This is a genomic window from Kitasatospora sp. NPDC058170 (assembly GCF_042883905.1).
Classification (GTDB): Bacteria; Actinomycetota; Actinomycetes; order Streptomycetales; family Streptomycetaceae; genus Kitasatospora.
Genome location: NZ_JBHVUV010000008.1, coordinates 166,031 through 181,891 on the forward strand (window position 1 = coordinate 166,031; position 15,861 = coordinate 181,891).

General features: G+C 74.6%; 20 protein-coding genes. 13 read left to right on the forward strand and 7 right to left on the reverse strand.

The features are described from left to right. Positions 1-184: 184 nt before the first annotated feature. The 5 genes from ACFVVX_RS11650 (at position 185) to ACFVVX_RS11670 (ending at position 2,464) form a co-directional block, all read left to right on the forward strand. Positions 185-370: a hypothetical protein gene (locus ACFVVX_RS11650; RefSeq protein WP_387944084.1), complete on the forward strand. Its 186-nt coding sequence runs from the start codon at positions 185-187 to the stop codon at positions 368-370. Positions 371-500: 130 nt separating this feature from the next. Beyond that, positions 501-623, forward strand: coding sequence for a hypothetical protein (locus tag ACFVVX_RS11655; RefSeq protein WP_387944086.1), 123 nt, complete (start codon positions 501-503; stop codon positions 621-623). Between the two features lie 62 nt (positions 624-685). Further along, positions 686-1,465, forward strand: a complete 780-nt coding sequence (locus ACFVVX_RS11660) for a phosphotransferase family protein (RefSeq protein ID WP_387944088.1) — start codon at positions 686-688, stop codon at positions 1,463-1,465. 112 nt (positions 1,466-1,577) lie between these two features. Next, entirely contained in the window at positions 1,578-1,871 is a 294-nt protein-coding gene (locus ACFVVX_RS11665; RefSeq protein ID WP_387944090.1) for a hypothetical protein, read from the forward strand. Further along, positions 1,868-2,464 (forward strand): hypothetical protein, encoded by a 597-nt coding sequence (locus ACFVVX_RS11670; RefSeq protein WP_387944092.1) that lies wholly within the window; start codon positions 1,868-1,870, stop codon positions 2,462-2,464. Before ACFVVX_RS11665 ends, ACFVVX_RS11670 begins: the two co-directional genes overlap by 4 nt. A 219-nt stretch (positions 2,465-2,683) precedes the next feature. On the opposite strand, the gene ACFVVX_RS11675 is transcribed toward ACFVVX_RS11670, so the two are convergent. Beyond that, positions 2,684-3,076 (reverse strand): ribonuclease, encoded by a 393-nt coding sequence (locus ACFVVX_RS11675; RefSeq protein WP_387944094.1) that lies wholly within the window; start codon positions 3,074-3,076, stop codon positions 2,684-2,686. Positions 3,077-3,232: 156 nt separating this feature from the next. Here ACFVVX_RS11675 and ACFVVX_RS11680 point away from each other — a divergent pair, with 156 nt between their 5' ends. Both ACFVVX_RS11680 and ACFVVX_RS11685 read left to right on the forward strand, forming a co-directional pair. Beyond that, a complete protein-coding gene (locus ACFVVX_RS11680) occupies positions 3,233-4,027 on the forward strand; it encodes a GNAT family N-acetyltransferase (RefSeq protein ID WP_387944096.1) in 795 nt (264 codons plus the stop codon). Positions 4,028-4,197: 170 nt separating this feature from the next. Beyond that, the gene (locus ACFVVX_RS11685; RefSeq protein WP_387944098.1) at positions 4,198-4,584 is read left to right on the forward strand and encodes an ASCH domain-containing protein; all 387 of its coding nucleotides are present in this window, start codon (positions 4,198-4,200) and stop codon (positions 4,582-4,584) included. 75 nt (positions 4,585-4,659) lie between these two features. Here ACFVVX_RS11685 and ACFVVX_RS11690 read toward each other — a convergent pair whose 3' ends face one another. Then, entirely contained in the window at positions 4,660-5,121 is a 462-nt protein-coding gene (locus tag ACFVVX_RS11690) for a ribonuclease domain-containing protein (protein WP_387944100.1), read from the reverse strand. A 326-nt stretch (positions 5,122-5,447) separates the two neighbouring features. After that, positions 5,448-5,798, reverse strand: coding sequence for a hypothetical protein (locus tag ACFVVX_RS11695; protein ID WP_387944102.1), 351 nt, complete (start codon positions 5,796-5,798; stop codon positions 5,448-5,450). A gap of 371 nt (positions 5,799-6,169) precedes the next feature. Between ACFVVX_RS11695 and ACFVVX_RS11700 the strand changes: the two genes are divergently transcribed. Further along, positions 6,170-6,607: a hypothetical protein gene (locus ACFVVX_RS11700; protein WP_387944104.1), complete on the forward strand. Its 438-nt coding sequence runs from the start codon at positions 6,170-6,172 to the stop codon at positions 6,605-6,607. A 68-nt stretch (positions 6,608-6,675) separates the two neighbouring features. Here ACFVVX_RS11700 and ACFVVX_RS11705 read toward each other — a convergent pair whose 3' ends face one another. Then, a complete protein-coding gene (locus ACFVVX_RS11705) occupies positions 6,676-7,695 on the reverse strand; it encodes a cupin domain-containing protein (RefSeq protein ID WP_387944106.1) in 1,020 nt (339 codons plus the stop codon). 133 nt (positions 7,696-7,828) lie between these two features. Between ACFVVX_RS11705 and ACFVVX_RS11710 the strand changes: the two genes are divergently transcribed. Continuing rightward, a complete protein-coding gene (locus ACFVVX_RS11710; RefSeq protein WP_387944108.1) occupies positions 7,829-8,746 on the forward strand; it encodes an MBL fold metallo-hydrolase in 918 nt (305 codons plus the stop codon). Between the two features lie 84 nt (positions 8,747-8,830). Here the strand turns inward: ACFVVX_RS11710 and ACFVVX_RS11715 are convergent, their stop codons facing one another. Then, positions 8,831-9,148, reverse strand: coding sequence for a hypothetical protein (locus tag ACFVVX_RS11715; RefSeq protein ID WP_387944110.1), 318 nt, complete (start codon positions 9,146-9,148; stop codon positions 8,831-8,833). A gap of 328 nt (positions 9,149-9,476) precedes the next feature. On the opposite strand from ACFVVX_RS11715, the gene ACFVVX_RS11720 reads away from it, so the two are divergent. The 3 genes from ACFVVX_RS11720 to ACFVVX_RS11730 all read left to right on the forward strand — a co-directional run bounded on the left by ACFVVX_RS11720 (position 9,477) and on the right by ACFVVX_RS11730 (position 11,993). Then, positions 9,477-9,722, forward strand: coding sequence for a cupin domain-containing protein (locus tag ACFVVX_RS11720; RefSeq protein ID WP_387944112.1), 246 nt, complete (start codon positions 9,477-9,479; stop codon positions 9,720-9,722). Positions 9,723-9,992: 270 nt separating this feature from the next. After that, positions 9,993-10,364, forward strand: coding sequence for a hypothetical protein (locus ACFVVX_RS11725; RefSeq protein WP_387944114.1), 372 nt, complete (start codon positions 9,993-9,995; stop codon positions 10,362-10,364). 105 nt (positions 10,365-10,469) lie between these two features. Continuing rightward, on the forward strand, positions 10,470-11,993 hold the full coding sequence (locus ACFVVX_RS11730) for an FAD-binding protein (RefSeq protein ID WP_387944116.1): 1,524 nt from the start codon (positions 10,470-10,472) through the stop codon (positions 11,991-11,993). A 54-nt stretch (positions 11,994-12,047) separates the two neighbouring features. On the opposite strand, the gene ACFVVX_RS11735 is transcribed toward ACFVVX_RS11730, so the two are convergent. Together ACFVVX_RS11735 and ACFVVX_RS11740 are read right to left on the reverse strand one after the other, a co-directional pair. Continuing rightward, positions 12,048-12,467, reverse strand: a complete 420-nt coding sequence (locus ACFVVX_RS11735; RefSeq protein WP_387944118.1) for a GNAT family N-acetyltransferase — start codon at positions 12,465-12,467, stop codon at positions 12,048-12,050. A gap of 94 nt (positions 12,468-12,561) precedes the next feature. Beyond that, on the reverse strand, positions 12,562-14,079 hold the full coding sequence (locus ACFVVX_RS11740) for a multicopper oxidase family protein (protein ID WP_387944120.1): 1,518 nt from the start codon (positions 14,077-14,079) through the stop codon (positions 12,562-12,564). Positions 14,080-14,353: 274 nt separating this feature from the next. Here ACFVVX_RS11740 and ACFVVX_RS11745 point away from each other — a divergent pair, with 274 nt between their 5' ends. Further along, positions 14,354-15,814, forward strand: coding sequence for a pyridoxal phosphate-dependent decarboxylase family protein (locus ACFVVX_RS11745; protein WP_387944122.1), 1,461 nt, complete (start codon positions 14,354-14,356; stop codon positions 15,812-15,814). Positions 15,815-15,861: the final 47 nt, after the last annotated feature.

The window sequence follows — 15,861 nt, forward strand, 5'->3', positions numbered from 1 at the left end:
GCGAACGCCCCGGGCCCCAGGAGGCACTCCCCCTGCAAGGCGAGTCGCGGCCAAGTGGCTTCGCCGTCCATCACCTCCTGGACGAGGACGACGGCATACACGGCGAAGGCGATCGGCCGGGGCATCCTGCGGGAGTGGCCCCCCTGCACCTGTGGTGCGGACATCTGTCCCGACGGGAGTCAGCGTGAAGCAGTCTGAGACGGTCCCCGAGGTTCCGGCGGAGTGCCCGGTGTGCCGGTCGTTCGACCGCATGGCCGGCATCTTCGCCGAGGCCCCCGCAGAGCTTCACGACGAGGACGCCGTGCGCGACATTCAGAAGCTCCGTGACGGGCACGACGCAAAGTGCCGCAACAAGGCGGGTGCGGCGTGAGGACGCTCCCTGAAGCGCCCGTGGACCCGTTCAACTGGATCAGGGCTCACCCGTGGCCGCGTGAGCGCAGCCCGAACGGTCGGAGCGGGCCCCTGAAAGACTCATCAACCCGATGAAGGGAAGTACGGCCATGCGACAGAGGGTCACGGCGCACATCCTGGGCAACGGCAGCTGCCCGGCCGGCGGAGACCACCAGTACCAGACGTGGAGTGCCAAGGTGCGCTGCGTCAAGTGCGGCGCCACACAGGGCTGATCATGCGAGTCCGGGGAGGGGCCGGTCCGGGGCCCCCTCCCCTTCGCGGAAGGGATCGAGGTATGGAACCCCACGTCGGCTGGGACGAACTTCCCGCAGCGGTAAGGGCGGTGGTCGAAGAGCGCGACGGGGAGGTGCTCTCCGCCGAGACGGTACCGGAGGGGATCACCTGCCGGACGGCGCTGATCCTCTCGACGGCAACCGCGAGGCTGTTCCTCAAGGGCGCGCTCGTCGCCGACCGCGGCAGCTGGGAGGCGCAGCGCATGGAGGCCGGCGTCAACGCGGCGGTCGGCGGGGTGGGCCCGGCGATGCGCTGGGAGGCCGTCGTCGACGGATGGCACCTGGTCGCCTTCGACCACGTGGACGGCCGGCATGCCGACCTCACGCCCCGGTCGGGGGACGCGGCGATCGTCGCCGACGTCCTCAGGCGCGCCCGTTCCTGCCGCGCGCCTGGCGGCGGACTCGTCCCGTCGCTGGCCGAGCGGTACCGCCGGGTCCTTCGCCCCGGGGACGCCGAGGCGCTCGAAGGCTCGTCGCTGTTGCACACCGACACCAACCCGCACAATCTCCTGATCGCGTCCCGGTGCGGCTACCTGGTCGATTGGGCCATGCCCGCCGTCGGCCCCGCGTGGGTGGACGCCGCACAGACGGCGGTGCGGCTCATGGGGTACGGCTGGGAGCCCCGGGACGCCCGTGCGTGGCTCGGCGGATTCCCCGAGTGGGAGCACGCCGCCCGGGCCGGCAGGGCCGTTTTCGTGCGTGTGGTCAGCGATGACGCCACGGCCCGGTTCGGCCCGTACGCCGAGGGGGAGAACGCCCGGTTCCGGGCACTGCTGGGCTGAGCCGCGCCCGCCGGGCGCCCCGGGCCGCGGCGATCGGGCGAGCGCGTCCGGCGCCGACCGGGGTGTCAACAGATCCTTGACAAGTGAGCCCTCGTCAAGGTTTCCTTGACACATGCCGATCATGAAGCCGCAGAGCCTCCCCGGGGCCACGCCCCCCGCCGTCACGCCGCTGACCGCAGTCCTCCCGCTCGCGGTGGGGCTGCCCGCCCTGACCGCGGTGTTCGCCGACCGGCTCGGCACCCCCGCCACGGCCGCGCTGGCCGCCGTGGACCTCGCGCTCATCGCCGCCGTCGGCGCGCTGGCCGCCCGGGCCGACGCCGAGGCGAAGCGGGCCCGCCGTGACGAGGACGCGCTCGACGCCCTCCTCCCCCTGCCCGCGACCGCCGCCGACGGGGTGCGGCGATGAGCGGCGAGGCGCTCCTCGGCCCGCAGGAGGCCGCCCGCATCCGCGAGGGCATCGCGGCGGCCGTCCTCGGCGCCCCCGAGGGCCTGGCGGAGTCCCTGGAGCACGACACCGACGGCTACCTGCGACTGGTCGACGCCTCCCGGGTCGGCGCCGAGGAGGCCGGGCGCCTGCTGCGCGAGGCCGTCCAGGGCGCCCGGGCCTCGGGCCACAGCTGGGACGCGGTGGGCCGCGTCCTCGGGGTGAGCCGCCAGGCCGCCCAGCAGCGCTTCGCGGACAAGCCCGCCGACATCCTCCCGACCGCGGCCACCCCCTACCTGCCGGGCGCCCCGGAGCGCCGCATCCTCAGCCCGCTGTCGGCCGTCAACGAGATGGCCGCCCTGGCGGAGGCCGGGCGCATGGGCTGGCACCTGATCGGCTACGGCGCGCTGCACCACGAGGTGGAGCTGTCCGACCGGCCCTGGGAGCACTGCCGGGTGACGCTCGCGTCCGCCGGGCGCCAGCGCCGGATGGAGGCCGAGGGCTGGATCCCGGTCGGCGCCGGCTGGTTCCCGTGGCGCTACTACAAGCGCCCGCTCGCACCCGGGAAGAGCTGACGGTGCGCCACTTCGCGGGCGGGCGGGGACGGGCGCGGGGCTTCGGGCGGGCCGGACGCGGGGCCTCAGGCAGGCCGGGCGCGGGCCCTTCGGCCGGGACGGCGGAGGCGGGCCTCCCGCACGGGGAGGCCCGCCGACGCGGCCGGGGTGGCGGCCGGGGAGGTGGCTACGGGCAGTGGCAGCTGCGGGTACGGGCGGGGTGCCGCGGGAGGGACCGGGTCAGCAGGCGAAGTCGACGCGGCGGAACGTCGCGTAGTGGTCGGCGGTGTAGTAGTCCTCGTGGTACGCCTGGCCGGTGACGATGCGGCGGGCGCCGCGGGTGGGGGAACCGGGGGTGACGACGGTGTACTCGTGGTAGTAGCCGGAGGACTTGGCGGGCAGGACGCGCTCGCGGTTCTGGAAGACGATGCCGTCCTGGGAGTAGGGGAACGGCCCCCCGGCGGCGATCAGGTCGAGGGTGTGGTCGGCCTGCGACGGCAGCGCCGACAGGCACACCTTGCCGCTGACGGCGGCGTGGGCCTCGGTGGCGACCACAGCGGGCGCCAGGGTCAGCAGGGTGACGGCGGCAACGGCGGCGGCGCGCGTCTTCCACGCGCGTAGAGTGCGGGTCATGACAACAGTGTGGCCAGCTGTCGGGGCCGGTCGGAAGGGGTGTCGCGAGTCTTCACCCGGGGGTAACCGGCAGCACGGCCGGGCGACTTGGTCCGTACGCACGGCGGGCCGGATCCGGGTGGGCGGGGGCTCCGGGCGAGGTCGTAGGGTGGCCTGATGTCCCTGATCAGCCTGCATGACAAAGCCGCCCTGGCCGCCCGGTTCGAGCGCGATCCGGCGCTGCACCTGATGGAGCTCGGCGACCTCGACGACCTGCTGTGGCCGCACACCACGTGGTACGCGCTGGCGGGCGGCGACGGGCCGGTGGCCCTGGTGTACGGGGTCGGCGAGATCCCGACCGTGCTGGGGTTCGCGCGGCCGAGCCGGGCGGGGGCGCTGGAGGAGCTGCTGCGGGCGATGCTGCCGGTGCTGCCGCGGCGGTTCCTGGCCCATCTGACCGGGGGCGCGGGCGAGGTACTGTCGGCGGCGTACACGGTGGAGCACCGCGACGCGCTGGTGCGGATGACGCTGACCGACCCGGACGCCGCGGCGGCGCACCCGCGCGGCGAGTGGCTGCCGCGGACCCTGGACGCCGGCGACCTGGCGGAGGTGCTCGCCCTGTTCGCGGCCGCCTATCCGGGCAACTGGTTCGACGAGCGGATGCTCGCCACCGGGCGGTACACGGGGGTGCGCGACGCGGACGGCGTGCTGACGGCCGTCGCCGGGGTGCACGTGTACTCCCCCGGCCACCGGGTGGCCGTGATCGGCAACGTGGCCACCCTTCCGTCGGCGCGCGGGCGCGGCGCTGCGGGGGCGTGCGTCGCGCAGCTGTGCCGCCTGCTGCGCGAGGACGGCGTCGACCGGGTCGGGCTCAACGTGCACGCCGACCACGCCACCGCGCGGGGGCTGTACGAGCGGCTGGGCTTCACCGTGTCCGCCGCCTTCGAGGAGGCCGTGTTCAGCGCGCGGTGACGACGCGCGCGGTGACGACGCGCCCGGCGGGGACGCGCCCCACGGGGGCCGCGCGGGGCGGTGGGAGCCGGGGACGGGGGCGGGCCGTTACGCTCGGGCGCAGGCAACCCCTTTCGAGCCGGTGGACGCCGGGTGAGGGCGGTACGGCGATGTGGCCGCGGATCGACGGCATGCGCTCCCTTGAGCTGGGCACCCCGGACGGGATGCGGACCTGGCTGAACTCCCTGGTGCTGAGCGGGGCGAAGACCACCACCACCGGCCTGTTCGGGGAGTACGCCGAGGAGGGCGAGGAGTTGGAGCACGTCGGCGAGCGGCTGGCCCTGCTGGACGACCGCGGCCGGCCGGTCGCCACCGTCGAGATCACCGCGGTGGAGGTGCGGCCCTTCGGTGAGGTGGGCTGGGAGCACGCGGCGGCCGAGGGCGAGGGCGACGCGTCCCTGGAGGAGTGGCGCGCGGGCCACCGCGGCTACTGGCAGCGCCTGGGCAGCACGGTCGGGGACGACACCGCCGTGGCCTGCCTGGCCTTCCGGCTGGTCGACACGGCCGGGCAGGCGTAGGCCCCGCCCGGGTCCGGCCCGGCGGGAGGTCCCACCGGGCCGGACCCGGGCGGGGGCTCGGGCGCTGCGGGCGCGTCAGCAGCCTTCGGAGATCTCGCGGAAGTTGGCGTAGTGGTCGGCGCTGTACCAGGTCTGCGCGGTGCGCTCGTCGCGGACCAGGCGCTCGGCGTCCCGGTGGGTGGTGGGCGTCGGGCGGGGGTTGACGTCGTACTCGTGGTACACACCGCCCTCCGGGAGGTCCCCGCTGCGGTTGCCGTAGGGGTTGCTGCCGCGGATGTACTCCGGGCCGGGAATCTGGTAGTCGACGGGGTGGCGGCTGGTGGGCCACTCGAGGTTCCCCCAGATGCGGCAGGCCTGTTCGACCTGCGCCGGGAGGGCCTCGACGGGGAGCGGGGGCTGGATGAGCGCCCGGACGGCCGGAGCGGCGGCCGGGGCGGCGGCCAGCGCGGGGGCGGCGGCCAGCGCGGGGGCGGCGGGAGCGAGCGGGCAGGCCAGGGCGAGGACCAGGGCGGCCTGCGCCAGGCGGCGGAGAGTCATGGGGGTACCCGATTCCGTGCGGGGGCGTGTGCAGGAAAGGCGTACCGCGCGCACGCTCGACACCCCGGCGGCCACGCCGCAGTCGCTCCGGCCCCCGACCCGTCCGAGTGAGTCCCGAAGCCCGGAAGGGGTGATCCGAAGGACGCTCCCCGGCCGGGGCCTGCCCCTCGGGTCGTCTGCGGGACCGGATGAGGATGGCTGCACGGCGGAGTGCGGCCTGGCCGGCGTTGAGGAGCGCCCTCGGGCCGGGCGCCCCCTGCGCCGCCGTGCGGTGGCGGGGCGACAACGACATGCACAACCGACAGGCCCACAGCGCGCCGTCCGGGTCAGTGCCCCTCGCTGACCCCGAAGGCGCCGCTGCCCCAGTACACGGACGGCTTTTCGGCACCGCTCGGCCAGTCGCTCTGCAGATGGCGGCGGCCGTCTCCCAGGGCCCCTAGCCGGTGCAGGCTCAACCGCCCCGCCACCAGGTCGTCCGCCTCGGCGTCCGTGATCGGCAGCACGGTGCGGTACTGCGCGTCCTGCGAGGCGACCCAGTCGACGTACTCGGTGAACACGCTCACGAAGGCCTGCGAGCACAGGCCGCACCGCTGAACAGAGACGATGAAATGCGAGTCGTCCCGAATCATCGTCTCGAGCCGAACCCCGTCGCGGCTGCCGTGGTGCGCCTCCGCCACCGCGGCGTCCTCGGCGCAGCACGCCACGCACCCGAAACCCGCACGGTCACTACCGTCTTGCGAACCCATGGATCCCCCACACCTCAGCCGCCCCTGACCTGCCCCACCCTAACAACCCACAGTGAGGCCCGGCCGCTGAACCAACGAGCATGCGCCGCCCGACCCGCGGGCAAGCAAGCCGTCCGGCGAGGCCGGACAAGTTCGCCGGCGGAAGCCGGACTTTGGCCACGAGACACGACAAGCCCGCCGTCCGCTACGAGGCCACCGTCACGATCGCCGTCATCAACGAGCGGCTCTGACCTCGCCGGCCATGCGCGGTCGGCGAGAAACGCGGTACCGCTGCAGGTGGTGAGGCATTTAGCCTGTGGCGCATGCATCAGCCTCGAAGGCGCGACCGGCGTCTGGCTCGCCGTGTGCCGTCGGAGCCGGCCCAGCGCCAGGCGTTCCGGTTCACGGCCGTGGGCGCCGATGTTGTCCTGGTTGGCTACTTCTCTGCGAAACAGAAGGACTTCGAAACGCTCATGGCGTCGGCGGCCACAGAACTGGCAGCGCGCGGCGCCCGGGTCGTCGTGCAGATGGTGCAACGACGGGGCGTCTCGGACGGCGGGGTCCAGAAGATGGGTCTGCCCTACTCCTCGCGGACTCTGCTGAGCCACGGAAAGGTCCGCGAGGTGGCTCAGGCCTGTGACCAGGCCGACGCTGACGCAGTGATCTTCGTTGCCTCCTTGACCGAGCGCCAACAGCGCGCGCTGACAGACATGCTCGGCCGCCCCGCTGTGAGTCTTTCCGACATCCTCGCTGCCGACTGACCGCTCACTCGAAGCGGGCTTTTGACACACGCCTCAGGTCCTGTCCGGCCGATCTTGCCGGACAGGACCTAGTGGGCGGTGTCGGTGCGGTAGCGGCCGGGGGTGGTGCCGAAGAGGCGGGTGAAGGCGTGGGAGAGGGCGTAGGGGGTGCTGTAGCCGACGCGGCGGGCGATGGCCTCCAGGGGGTGGGCGGTGTCGCGCAGCAGGGTGGCGGCGCGGGTCAGGCGCCACCAGGTGAGGTAGGCCATCGGGGGGCTGCCGACCAGGGCGGTGAAGCGGCGGGTGAGGGTGGCGCGGGAGACGCCGGCCCGCTCGGCGAGGCGGTCGGTGGTCCACGGGTGGGCCGGGTCCTCGTGCACGGCGCGCAGGGCGGCGGCCACGACGGGGTCGTGCAGTGCGGCGGGCCAACGGGCCCCGGCCGGTTGGGTGTTGGCCTGCGCGGCGGCGGCCTGCGCGGTGGCGGGCCGGGCGGTGGCGGCGGGTTCGCGGGTCAGCCAGGCGCGGACCATGTAGACCAGCAGCAGGTCGATCAGGCCGGGGACGGCGAGCGCCCCGCCGGGCCGGTCGGCGGCCAGTTCGCCGCCCAACAGGTCGACGGCGGCGCGTAGTTCGGGGTGGCGGCCGAGGCGGTTGGGCAGGTGGACGACGTCGGGCAGTTCGGTCATCAGCGGGTGGGTGCGGCTGTGGTCCAGGCGGTACTTGCCGCACAGCAGCTCGGCCGCCCCGGCGGCGTCGGTGTCGGTGTCGGCGGCGGTGTTCGGGCGGACCAGGGACCTGGCGGGGGCCGGCGGGCGGCCGGGGGTGAGCAGCCGGTCGATCGGGGTGGCGTTCGCGGCGGCCCCGGCGTCGAGTGGGGCGTCGGCCAGGACGTGACCGGTGCCGTGCGGGAGCAGGACGGCGTCGCCCGGTCCGAGGACGAGGGGGGCGCCGCCGTCGGGCAGCAGCCAGCAGCTGCCCGCCAGGACGACGTGGAAGCCCGCGCCGTCGTACTCGGGGATGCGGGCGCGCCATGTGCCGTGCACCCGCAGGCGGTTGGAGGAGGGCCGGCCGATCCGCACGGCCGCTATCGCGTCGCTGACCACGTCCATGCGCCGATGGTATCCGCCGGCCGCCTAGGTGAGCCGCTCGCGTATCCGCAAGAGCCTGACGGGCATTGAGCGGCTCACCTGGCCGCTCCTAGAGTGGGGGCAGTTGCCGAAACCGAGGAAGTGTGGAGGGGCCGTGGAACCGATCGTGCTCGGGGACGTGGAGATCGTCAGGGTCGTGGAGTGGCAGGGGACGTTCGGCCCGGTCGCCAGGATCGTGCCGGACGTCGGGGCGCAGGTGTGGCGGGACAACGAGGAGTGGCTGGCGCCCGGGCACTGGGAGCCGGAGAGCGACAGCTACGTCGCCGCGATGCAGACCTGGGTGGTGCGCAGCGAGGGGCGCACGGTGCTGGTGGACACGGGGGTGGGCAACGGGCGCAGCCGGCCGGCCAGTCCGCACTTCCACAACCGGCAGGGGGACTTCCTGGGGCGTCTGGCGGAGGCGGGGGTGGCGACGGGGGATGTGGACGTGGTGGTGAACACGCACTTCCACGCGGACCACGTGGGGTGGAACACGGTGGACGCGGGTGGTGAGTGGGTGCCGGCGTTCCCGAACGCGACGTACCTGTTCCCGGCGGCGGACGATGCGGCCTACGGTCCGCAGGGGCGGTACGGGGACCGGCAGGAGCCGGCGGGTGAGGAGGGTCGGCTGCACTGGGAGGAGCGGCGGTTGATGTATGCGGACAGCATCGCGCCGGTGCACCGGGCCGGGCAGGCGCGGTTGTGGGAGGGGGGTCACCGGATCGACGGGAACCTGGTGTTGGAGGCGGCGCCGGGGCACACGCCGGGGTCGTCGGTGCTGCGGGTGTCCTCGGGCGGGGAGCGGGCGGTGTTCGTGGGGGATCTGCTGCACAGTCCGGTGCAGTTCCTGGAGCCGGGGTGCAACAGCTGCTTCTGTGAGGACCAGGCGGGGGCGGCGGCCAGTCGTCGGCGGGTGCTGGAACGGGCTGCGGACGAGCGGGAGTTGGTGGTTCCGGCGCACTTCGGTGGTGCGGGGGCGGCGCAGGTGCGGCGGCGCGGGGCGGGGTTCGAGATCGCGCGGTGGGCCGTCTGAGCTGGTGCGCGTAGCGGGGGGTGGGACGTAGCGGGGGGTGCAGGGGGTGCTCGCCGGATCGTCCGGGGTGGCGAGTCGGTGCTGTCACGGGCGGTCCCGGTGGTTGTCCTCGGCGGCTTTGCGTTCCGCCTCGCGCAGTCGGGCCGCCGCGCGGGCGAGGTCGGCTGCGGCCAGGTGGAAGGCGCTTCGTGTGTCGGGCCGGTGGGCCAGGTCGGACAGGTCCGCGGTGAGTCGGCGGAGGGTTTCGACCGGCTCGGCGAAGGAGGCCAGCAGGGCTGGTTCCTCGGCCGGGCGGGGGCGGCGCTCGCGGGGCAGGGCGGTGAGGCGTTCCAGGGCGGCGTTCAGCAGCTTGCCGCTCTCCCCCATCGCCTCGGTGACGGGGTGCTGTTCTTCGGTGGTCATGCCCGTTCCCCTCGCGGTGCGCCTGGGCGGCCCGGTCGGCCGGCCCGCCCCTGTCGTCTGCGGGTTCTACCCGCCGGGGGTCCGCCGTACCCCGGTGGTGCGGGGCACGGGGTGCCGGGGCGGGCGGTGCCGGGCGGCTGGTCGGGGCGGTGGAAGGTTTTGCCAAACGGTCGACCAACCGGGTCGGCGGCTTCGGTAGCGTCCGGGCTGTTGGTCGGTTCGAGCGGTGCGGGTGCCCGGTGGCGGGGGTCCGTCGGAGAGGTGTGCCATGGGTGCGGTCCGGGTGTCGGAGGCTGCTGCGGGGTTGCCGCGGGCGTGGTGCTCGCAGGTGCTGGCGCGGGTGGGGACGGCCGAGGTGAAGGTCCTGCGGATGGATGCGCTGCCCGTGGAGGAGGAGTGGCACGAGCAGGCGGAGGTGCTGCTGGTGCTCGACGGGCGTCTGGAGCTGGTCGTGGAGGGCGTCGTGGTGCCGGTGGGTCCGGGCGGCCTGTACGTGGTGGAGGCGGGTGTGCGCCATGCCGTCGGGCCGGGCAGCCGGGGCACCCTGGTGATCGTGGAGGCGCCGGCCCGCTGAGCGCCTGCGTTTCGGGGGCGCCCCCCGTCCCGGGGTCTGGTCCGCTTCGGCCTGCGGCAGCGTGTCGACACCATCATGCCTGGTCGCGGGCCCCGGCGGTAGGACGTAGCGCACGCCGGTGCGGCCTTGTCCGGGGCCGTCGACGGCCCGCAGACTTCTCGTCATCCACTCCCCCGGCCCGCGTGCCGGCACCCCTGTGCGGGTGTCGGCGCGTGCGTCGTGCTGTCCGGCCGCCGGCGGGAGTGCGGACGACGCAGGGGGAACAAGGCGATGGGTCGACAGGTGGACCGGGATCTGGTGCTGCGGGCGCGGGTGCTGCTACTGAGCACGGACCGGCGGGTGGTGCGCGGAGCGCGGGGGCTGGCGGCGTACCGGCTGCTGGCGCAGGCCGATGCGGCGGTGTACGGGTCCAAGCTCGCCTACGTGCTGCTGGAGGCGGCCCGCTCGCCGCAGGTGCAGGACCTGCCGCAGGCGCGGTCGGCCCTGCTGGAGGAGGCGGTCGCGGTGGCGCGGGCGCTGGAGGAGGGCAACCCGTACCGGGCGAAGGTGCTCGGCCGGGCGCGGGAGGCCCTGCAGGCGGAGCAGGCCCGGCAGGCGGGGCAGGTCGGGCAGGCGGAGGGGACCGGGCAGGGCGGGCGGTGAGGGCGGTGAGGGCGGGCCGGGTGCGGGAGCGGCGCGGAGGCTGCGCGTGTACGTGCCGATTGCGGTAGAACTATCGCTATTTGACGATTGATCGGGAGACTCTGGATGAGCAAGTCGGCACTTCCGCGCCGCGGTCTGATCACCGGTATGGCCGCGGCCGTGGTGGGCTGGAACACCGCCGGGCGGTCCTGGGCGGTCACCGGGGGCGCGGGCGGGGGCGCGGTGGCCGCGCTGCCGGCGCTGGACGGGAGCGTGGTCGTCGAGCCCGGCGTCCTGGAGGGTTTCGCCGGGGACTTCGGGCACCTGGTGACCGCCGCGCCGCGGGCCGTGCTGCGGCCGGGGTCGGTAGGGGACGTGGTCGCGATGGTGGGCTTCGCGCGCCGCCACCGGATTCCGGTCGCGATGAACGGCCAGAGCGGCGACGCGGGCACCGGCGGCGCGGACAACGGCGGCGCGGGCACCGGCGGACAGGGCCTGGAGTCGCACTCCAGCTACGGCCAGGCCACCGCCCCCGGGGGCATCGCCGTCGATGCGCGCGGCCTGGACCGGATCGTGTCCGTCACCCCGGGGCGGGCCGTGGTGGAGGCGGGCGTCACCTGGGCGCGGCTGACCGACGCCGCGCTGGCCGAGGGGTGGATGCCGCCGTGCCTGACGGACTATCTGCACCTGTCGGTGGGCGGGACGCTGAGCGTGGGCGGGATCGGCGGCGGTGTGCAGCGCTACGGGCTGCAGGCGGACACGGTGGAGTCGATCGACATCGTGACCGGCACCGGGCGGCTGGTCACCGCCTCGGCGGACTGCGAGCGGGAGCTGTTCGAGGCGGCGCTGGCCGGCGGCGGGCAGGTGGGGATCATCGTGCGGGCGACGGTGCGGCTGGTGCCGGCGCGGGAGCGGGCGCTGGTGTTCAGCCTGTTCTACGACGACCTGGCGGCGTATCTGGGCGACCAGGAGCGGCTGATGGCCGAGGGGCGGTTCGACCTGCAGGTCGGGGAGGTGCTGCGCAGTGCGGCGGGTACCGCGTGGCGGTACCGGATCGAGGGGGTGGCCCTGTACGACGGGGGCGCGGTGCCGGACCGTGCGGCGCTGCTGCGGGGGCTTCGGCACGAGGCCGGGGAGACGGTCGTGGTGGACCAGGAGTTCCGCGCGTACGCGTTCCGGGTGGACGGCTTCGCCGGGTACCTGAAGGCGGCGGGTTTCTGGGGGCTGCCCAAGCCGTGGCTGAGCCTGTTCCTGCCGGCCTCCACGGCGGGCGTGTTCATGCGGGAGGCGGAGCGGGAGCTGACGCCGGCGGATCTGGGGGCGGGGATCCTGCTGTTCTACCCGTACGCGGCCGAGCGGTTCACCCGTCCGTTCGCGGTGGTGCCCGAGGAGCCGGTCGGCTTCCACTTCGACCTGCTGGCCTTCCCCGCCCCGGGCGCGGACGTGGCCGCGATGCTGGAGCGCAACCGGCGCCTGTACGAGCGGGCGGTGGCGCTGGGCGGCAAGCGGTACCTGGTCGGGGCGGTTCCGCGGATGGGCCGTGAGGACTGGCGGCGCCACTACGGCCGGCGCTGGCCGGCGCTGGTGGCCGCCAAGCGGCGCTGGGACCCGGCGGGGATCCTCACGCCGGGTCAGCGCATCCACGCCTGAGCGGGCGGGGGCGGGGCTCCGCCCGGTCTCCGGGCGGTGCCCTCGGGCCCGGGTTCAGACCAGTCGGTGCATGCCCACCGAGCGGGGGGCGGTCGGGGCGAACCCGTACTGCGCGTAGAGGTGTTGGGCCGGTCCGTCGGCGATCAGCGACACGTACGCTCCGGCGGGTGCGCGGCTCTCCAGCTCCGCGGTCAGCCGTGCCATGATCCGCCGGCCCAGCCCCCGGCCCTGGTGCCCGGGCAGGACGCACACGTCGGTGATCTGGAAGACCGCCCCGCCGTCGCCGACCACCCGCCCCATCCCGACGGTGTGCCCCTCGTGGTGCACGGTGACGCCGTACCAGGTGTTGGGCAGTCCGGCCGCCACCGCCGCGGCGGGCCGGTCGCTCATCCCGGCGCCGGTGCGCAGGCGGCGGAAGGTGTCGACGTCGGGCACGCCGGAACGCAGCTCGTAAGGGTCACCAATGGTGTTCATGAGTTACATGGTACGGGTGGGGCGCGGGTGGCGGAGCAGCGCCCGGCCGCCCGGGGTTCCCCGGGCGGGCGGGCGGAGGGGCTCTGGTGGTTCGTCAGGTGATCTCCAGTTGGGCCATCATGCCCATCGCGGAGTGGTCCAGCAGGTGGCAGTGGTAGGGGTAGCGGCCGCGGTAGGAGTCGAAGGTGGCCTGCAGGCGCACCGTCTCCCCCGGCAGCAGGCGCACGGTGTCCTTCAGGCCCGCCTCGGCCGGTGCGGCGGGGGCGCCGTTGCGCTCCAGGACGCGGAACTGCACCAGGTGCAGGTGGAAGTTGTGCGGGGCCAGCTGGTTGGCGTTGGTGACCGTCCACACCTCGCTGGCGCCGAACGCCACGCGGGCGTCCACCCGGTTCTCGTCGTAGACCCGCCCGTCGATGGTGGCCTGCGGGTTCGCCCGCCCGTCCTCGTCCATCCGCAGCACGACGGCGCGCTGCGCGGTGGGCGCGGCCAGCGCGGGCAGGGTGCGCAGCCGGGACGGCACGGAGCTGGCGTCGTAGGCGGCGCGTACGACGTCGAAGCGCAGGACCTGGCCGGTGAGTTCGGCGGGGCCGGGCGGCAGGGTGTTCTGCAGGACGAGGCGGGTGCCGATCGGGTAGCGGGAGAAGTCGATGACGACGTCGGCGCGTTCGCCCGGTGAGAGGTCGACGGTGTCGGTGGTGAAGGGGCGTTCCAGCAGGCCGCCGTCGGTGCCGATCAGGGTCATCGGGCCGCCGTCGGCCAGGCGCAGGGAGAAGAAGCGCAGGTTGGAGGAGTTGAGCAGGCGCAGGCGGTACTTGCGGGCGGCGACCTCGACGTAGGGCCAGGGGCGGCCGTTGGCGAGGATGGTGGTGCGGTTGAAGGGGTCGTCCATCTGGTAGACGAGGCGGCCCGCCTCGTCGAAGCGGGCGTCGCGCAGGGCGATGGGCAGTTCGTACTGGCCGGAGGGCAGCGGCAGGGCGCGTTCGGCCTCGTCGGTGAGCAGGTAGAAGCCGGACAGGCCGCGGTAGACGTGTTCGGACTCCATGTGGTGGGCGTGGTCGTGGTACCAGAGGGGGGCGTGGGGCTGGTCGTTGGGGTAGGTGTAGGTCTTGGCGGCGCCGGGGTTGACGAGGTTCATCGGGCCGCCGTCGCTGTCGACGGGCACGCGGGCGCCGTGCAGGTGGACGGAGACGGGCCGGTCCAGGCGGTTGACCTGTTTGACGACCACCTTGCGTCCGGAGCGGGCCCGGATGGTGGGGCCGGGGAAGCTGCCGTTGTAGGTGAGGACCTCGGTCAGGCGCCCGGGCAGGATGCGGGTGCGGACCTTGAGCATGGTGACGGTGTAGGTGTCGGCGCCGCCGTCGGTGGAGGTGGGGCTGAGCACCGGGGGGATCGGCATCGCGGTGGTGAACGGGACCACCGGGCCGGGCGTCGCGCCGCCGGTCCCGTCCGCGGCGCCCGTCCCGGCCATGCCGGCCATGCCGTCCATGGCGTCGGCGGCGCCCGAGCCGTCGGCGGCGGTGGCGGTGGCCGCCGGGTGCAGGGTGGAGCGCATGACCAGCACCCCCGCCCCGCTCGCCAGGGCGGCGCCGATCATCCTGCGTCTGGTCACCATCGGGTCCTCCTGCACGCGGTGCGCGTGGGCGTGCGCCGGCCGCCCGGCTGCGGCCCGCTTCCGAGGTGATTGCAACAGCGCCCGCCTACGTGCCGCTTGAGTCCCGCTGAGGCGGGGCGGGGCCCGTGCCGCCGGGCGCGCGCGGCCGGCGGGGAGCCGGCGGGGGGCCGGGCCTGCGGCGGGCCGGTGAGCTGGGCGTGTTGCGCGGGGGTTGCGGTGGGCACGTCACGGTACTCGGGAAGGAGTCGAAGAGCCCTCAAGGAAGGGTCGAAACGTGGACCTGCGGTACTGGCTGCCCCGCGCGGTCGAGGTCGCCGAGCGGTGGGGCGAGCGGTTCGGCCCCTGGCGGGCGCACCCCTCGCACCATGTGGGCGACGAGGAGTTCGCTCCCGTCTTCGAGCGGTTCGCCAAGCGGATGGAGCACAACTACCCGTTCTTCCATCCCCGTTACGTCGGGCAGATGGTCAAGCCGCCGCACCCGGCCGCGCAGGTGGGCTATGTGACGGCGATGCAGTACAACCCCAACAACCACGCCTACGAGGGCGGGCCCGCCACCAACGACATGGAACGCGAGTGCGTGGCCGCGCTGGCCGCCATGTTCGGGCTGCCCGCGCACGTGGGCCATCTGACCAGCAGCGGCACCATCGCCAACCTGGAGGCCCTGTACGTGGCCCGCCAGTGCCACCCCGGGCGCGGCATCGCCTACAGCGCGGAGAGCCACTACACCCACAGTCGGATGTGCCACGTGCTGGGCGTCGAGGGCCACAGCGTGCCCGCCGACGGCGCCGGGCGCATGGACCCGGGCGCGCTGGAGCGGCTGCTGGCCACCGGGCGGATCGGCACCGTCGTCGTCACCGCCGGCACCACCGGCCTGGGCGCGGTGGACCCGGTGCACGAGGTGCTGGCCCTGGCCCGGCGCCACGGCGCCCGCGTCCACGTGGACGCCGCCTACGGCGGGTTCTTCGCCCTGCTGGCCCTGGCCGAGGACCCCGCCCGGCGCCTGGGCATCGACCCGCGCCCGTGGCGGGCCATCGCCGGCTGCGACTCGGTGGTCGTCGACCCGCACAAGCACGGCCTGCAGCCCTACGGCTGCGGGGCGGTGCTGTTCGCCGACCCCGGCATCGGGCGCCACTTCGCCCACGACTCCCCCTACACCTACTTCACCGACGCCGAGCTGCACCTGGGCGAGATCAGCCTGGAGTGCTCGCGGGCCGGCGCCTCGGCGGCCGCGCTGTGGCTGACCCTGCAGCTGCTGCCGCTCACCGCGGACGGCTTCGGCGCGGTCCTGGCCGGCGGGCGCCGCGCCGCCCTGCGCTGGGCCGAACTGATCAAGCGCTCCCCCGAGCTCAAGCTCTACCAGAGCCCGCAGCTGGACATCGTCACCTACTTCCCCGCCACCGGCCCGCACGGCGTGCCCGTCGCCGGCCCGACCGGCTGCCCCGCCACCGGCCCCGGCAGCCGCGCACCCGGGCACCTGTCGCAGATCGACGCGGCGAGCGAGCGGATGCTGCGCGCCGGCATGGACAGCCCCGACGACCCGCTCTACCTGAGCGTGCTGCGCACCGACGCCGCCGCGTTCACCCGCCGCCACCCCGACGCGGTACCCGACGCCGCCACCGCGCGGGTCCTGCGCAGCGTCCTGATCAAGCCCGAGGCCGAGGACCACCTCGACCTCCTGCACGAGCGCGTCACGCGGCTGGCCGCCGAGAGCCGGCTCCAGCCCTCCCTTCACTGAGCTGTCACCGAGTGAGCCGTCACCGAGCCGTCACCGCTGTCGCCGCT